Origin of the sequence: Candidatus Angelobacter sp., from assembly GCA_035607015.1 — a bacterium.
Lineage (GTDB): Bacteria > Verrucomicrobiota > Verrucomicrobiia > Limisphaerales > AV2 > AV2.
The window spans coordinates 1-3,188 of sequence record DATNDF010000266.1; the positions used below are offsets into that span (position 1 = coordinate 1).

6 protein-coding genes and 2 tRNA genes are annotated in these 3,188 nt (G+C 56.6%); all 8 read right to left on the reverse strand.

Annotation, left to right across the window (positions count from 1 at the left end):
- Window positions 1-240: 50S ribosomal protein L7/L12 (locus VN887_10845; GenBank protein ID HXT40506.1), on the reverse strand; the 240-nt coding region annotated here is incomplete at its 3' end.
- Between the two features lie 147 nt (window positions 241-387).
- On the reverse strand, window positions 388-900 hold the full coding sequence (rplJ, locus tag VN887_10850) for a 50S ribosomal protein L10 (GenBank protein HXT40507.1): 513 nt from the start codon (window positions 898-900) through the stop codon (window positions 388-390).
- A gap of 20 nt (window positions 901-920) precedes the next feature.
- A complete protein-coding gene (rplA, locus tag VN887_10855; protein HXT40508.1) occupies window positions 921-1,619 on the reverse strand; it encodes a 50S ribosomal protein L1 in 699 nt (232 codons plus the stop codon).
- Between the two features lie 54 nt (window positions 1,620-1,673).
- Window positions 1,674-2,099 (reverse strand): 50S ribosomal protein L11, encoded by a 426-nt coding sequence (rplK, locus tag VN887_10860; protein ID HXT40509.1) that lies wholly within the window; start codon window positions 2,097-2,099, stop codon window positions 1,674-1,676.
- Between the two features lie 3 nt (window positions 2,100-2,102).
- Entirely contained in the window at window positions 2,103-2,651 is a 549-nt protein-coding gene (gene nusG, locus VN887_10865) for a transcription termination/antitermination protein NusG (GenBank protein HXT40510.1), read from the reverse strand.
- A 29-nt stretch (window positions 2,652-2,680) separates the two neighbouring features.
- Window positions 2,681-2,941 (reverse strand): preprotein translocase subunit SecE, encoded by a 261-nt coding sequence (secE, locus tag VN887_10870; GenBank protein HXT40511.1) that lies wholly within the window; start codon window positions 2,939-2,941, stop codon window positions 2,681-2,683.
- A gap of 24 nt (window positions 2,942-2,965) precedes the next feature.
- Window positions 2,966-3,055 (reverse strand) — tRNA-Ser (locus VN887_10875).
- A 13-nt stretch (window positions 3,056-3,068) separates the two neighbouring features.
- Window positions 3,069-3,144: transfer RNA gene (locus tag VN887_10880), tRNA-Trp, on the reverse strand.
- Between the last annotated feature and the right edge of the window lie 44 nt (window positions 3,145-3,188).

Sequence of the window (3,188 nt, forward strand, 5' to 3'; positions counted from 1 at the left end):
CGCTTTGATGACTGCAATTTTCTTGTCAGCGGGGACCGAAGCGAGAATGACATCGAACGCGGTCTTCGCTTCCGCCGCCGGGGCCGCCGCTCCGCCCGCTGCTGCGGCTCCCGCCGCCGCCACGGCCACCGGGGCCGCCGCGCTAACACCCCATTTCGTCTCCAGTTGTTTCACCAACTCAGCGGTCTCGATGACCGTCAGCTTGCTCAGTTCTTCCACCATGTTTGTTATGTCAGCCATGTTGCCTTTCAGTCTCGTCGTCGTCCGCGGCCACGGACGAATTAAACTCACGGCCTGTGAGCCGACGATTTACTCTGTTGTTGTCGGTTTGCTTCCGGCGCCGCTGGTTTCCCGGCGGGCGGAAATCTTCTTCAAATTCTCAGTTCGTCAAGCGCCCTTGTCCACGCGGGCCTGCAGCACACGCGCCAGTTGAGCCGCCGGAGTATTGAGCAGGCGCACCAGCTGGGCCGCTGGCGCCTGGAGCAGGCCCAATAACCTGCCGCGCAAGACTTCGATGGACGGTAGATCGGCTAGTGCCATCAATTGGGCAGTTTCCAGCCGATGATTGTTCAAATAGCCGAATCTCAGCTTCGGTTTCTCAAACTCTGATTGGAACGTCTTCACCGCCTTCGCCGCCGCGGAAATGTCACGCTGGCCGGTCACCACGGCGAGCTGGCCCGCCAGCGTACCCGACAAGTCAGCGACGCCTGCCTCCTTCACGGCGATACGGAAAATTGAGTTCTTGACGACGTGAACCTCCGATCCGGTCCTGTTCAAACGCCTCCGCAACTCGGTGAATTGGCCAACGGTCAGCCCTTTGTAATCGACCACCATGAAGAACGGCGACGCGTTCAACCGGGTCACATATTCGGAGGTTATGAATTGTTTTTCGACACGCATGTGGAAAATCAGTTTTAAGGTTACGCCGCCGCAAAAAACTCCCGCACGTCCAGTCGGACAGGAGGACTCATCGTGGCAGACATGGTGCAGCTCTCCAGGTAGGTCCCCTTGGCGCTGTGCGGCTTCGCCTTGACAACAGCGTCGATCACGGCGCGAGCATTCTCTGCAATCTGCTCTGCGGTGAACGAGGCCTTGCCGATCGGCACATGCACATTGCCCGCCTTGTCAACCTTGAACTCCACGCGTCCCGCTTTCACTTCTTTGACCGCCTTGGCCGTGTCGTCCGTTACGGTGCCCGTCTTCGGATTTGGCATGAGCCCGCGCGGCCCGAGCACCTTGCCGAGTTTGCGGACCTCGCTCATGGCTTCGGGGGTCGCAATGGCGATGTCAAAAGCAGCCCAGCCTTCGGCGCATTTCTTGATCAGGTCGTCGTAGCCGACATATTCGGCCCCGGCCGCCTTCGCGGCATCGGCAGCAACTCCGGGCTTTGCAAACACGAGCACCTTGACCGTTTTGCCGCTGCCATGAGGGAGCGGAACCGTGCCGCGAACCATCTGGTCGGATTGTTTCGGATCAACGCCCAGCCGGAACGCCAGTTCCACTGTCTCGTTAAACTTCGCCTTCGGAAATTTGACCAGCACTTCGACAGCCGACTTGAGCGGGTACGATTTCTTCCCGTCCACTTGTTCCTGCGCTTTTTTGTAACGTTTGCTCGCCATGATTTTTTTTATTGCGGTGCCAGCGAGCCTCTTCGGCTCTCCCGCGGTTGATGCTTACGTCGTGACTTCGATGCCCATGCTGCGGGCAGTTCCCGCGACGATGCGGAAACCACCCTCTTCGGTGGTCGCGTTCAGATCCTTCATTTTCAGCTTCACGATGTCCATGACCTGTTTCCGGGTGACCTTTCCCACCTTTTCCTTGTTCGGAGTCTTGGAGCCCGACGCAATGCCGGCAGCCTTCTTCAAGAGCACCGAGGCGGGCGGCGACTTGGTGATAAAGGTGAACGACTTGTCCTGATAAACCGTGATAACGACGGGTATCACCATTCCGGCCTGATCCCGGGTCGTAGCGTTGAATTCCTTGCAAAACGCCATGATATTGACGCCCTGCTGGCCCAGCGCGGGGCCGACCGGTGGGGCGGGATTCGCCTGACCTGCGGGAATCTGCAATTTGATCTGCCCGACAACTTTCTTCGCCATAAATTACGCCTTTTCCACCTTCCAGTACTCGAGTTCAACCGGCGTGTTGCGGCCGAATACGTTCACGGTCACTTTTAATTTGCCTTTGTCAGGATCAATTTCCTCGATCACTCCACTGAAATTGAGGAATGGGCCGTCGTTGATCTTCACCGTTTCGCCAACTTCAAAACTGACCTTCGGTCTTTCTGTGTCTTCGGATTCGGCAATCTGCGCCTTGATAACTTCGATTTCCTCAGGGCTGACAGGCACAGGGCGCTCGCCACCAACAAACCCGATGATCCCCTGCGTATCACGAACGAAATACCAGGGCTTTTCCAGCACGCGCTGGTTTTCGTCCAGCAAAGCCACATCAATATAAACGTAGCCAGGATGCAGCTTTCGCGTCGTGACCGTCTTCTTTCCGTTGCGGACTTCGGCCACTTTCTCCATCGGCACCAGGACCTCGCGAACGTATTCGCCCATTTCCTCGGTCTTGAGGCGCTTCTCAATGCTCTCTTTGACCTTCTGTTCCTGGCCCGCCAGGGTGTGAATGACAAACCATTGGCTCTGCATGAAATCGTCTTTTTGTCTGCAATGAATGTTTAACCGAGGATCAGCCGGATCAGCTGTGAAACAACAAAATCAACCCCAACCGTGAACGCGCCCAAAAGGGCCAGCGTAATCATGACCACGACGGTCGATCCTTTCAACTCGTCAACGGAAGGCCATGTGCACTTCTTTAACTCCTCACGCGTTTCAGCGACATAGTTTGAGACGCGCAGCAGATAGCCGCGGCGCCACAAAAATACAAACGCGGCGCCCACAAGCGCGACCCAAATACCCAGTTTTACATACCATTCCACAGTTACTTTTCCGTCTTTCCGCTTTGGCGGAGGGGGAGGGATTCGAACCCCCGATGGCGGTTAAGCCATAACGGTTTTCAAGACCGTCGCGATAGACCACTCTGCCACCCCTCCGGATGCTCCGATTTGGCAGGGCGGGAGGGACTCGAACCCCCAACCGACGGTTTTGGAGACCGCTACTCTACCAATTGAGCTACCGCCCTACAGTTTTCGTCGAGTGGCTGACAATTAATTTTTATTTTACCAG

Coding starts and splice junctions, on each gene's coding strand:
- rplJ (HXT40507.1), bottom strand. CDS start 900: ATGCGTGTCGAAAAACAATTCATAACCTCCGAATATGTGACCCGGTTG.
- rplA (HXT40508.1), bottom strand. CDS start 1,619: ATGGCGAGCAAACGTTACAAAAAAGCGCAGGAACAAGTGGACGGGAAG.
- rplK (HXT40509.1), bottom strand. CDS start 2,099: ATGGCGAAGAAAGTTGTCGGGCAGATCAAATTGCAGATTCCCGCAGGT.
- nusG (HXT40510.1), bottom strand. CDS start 2,651: ATGCAGAGCCAATGGTTTGTCATTCACACCCTGGCGGGCCAGGAACAG.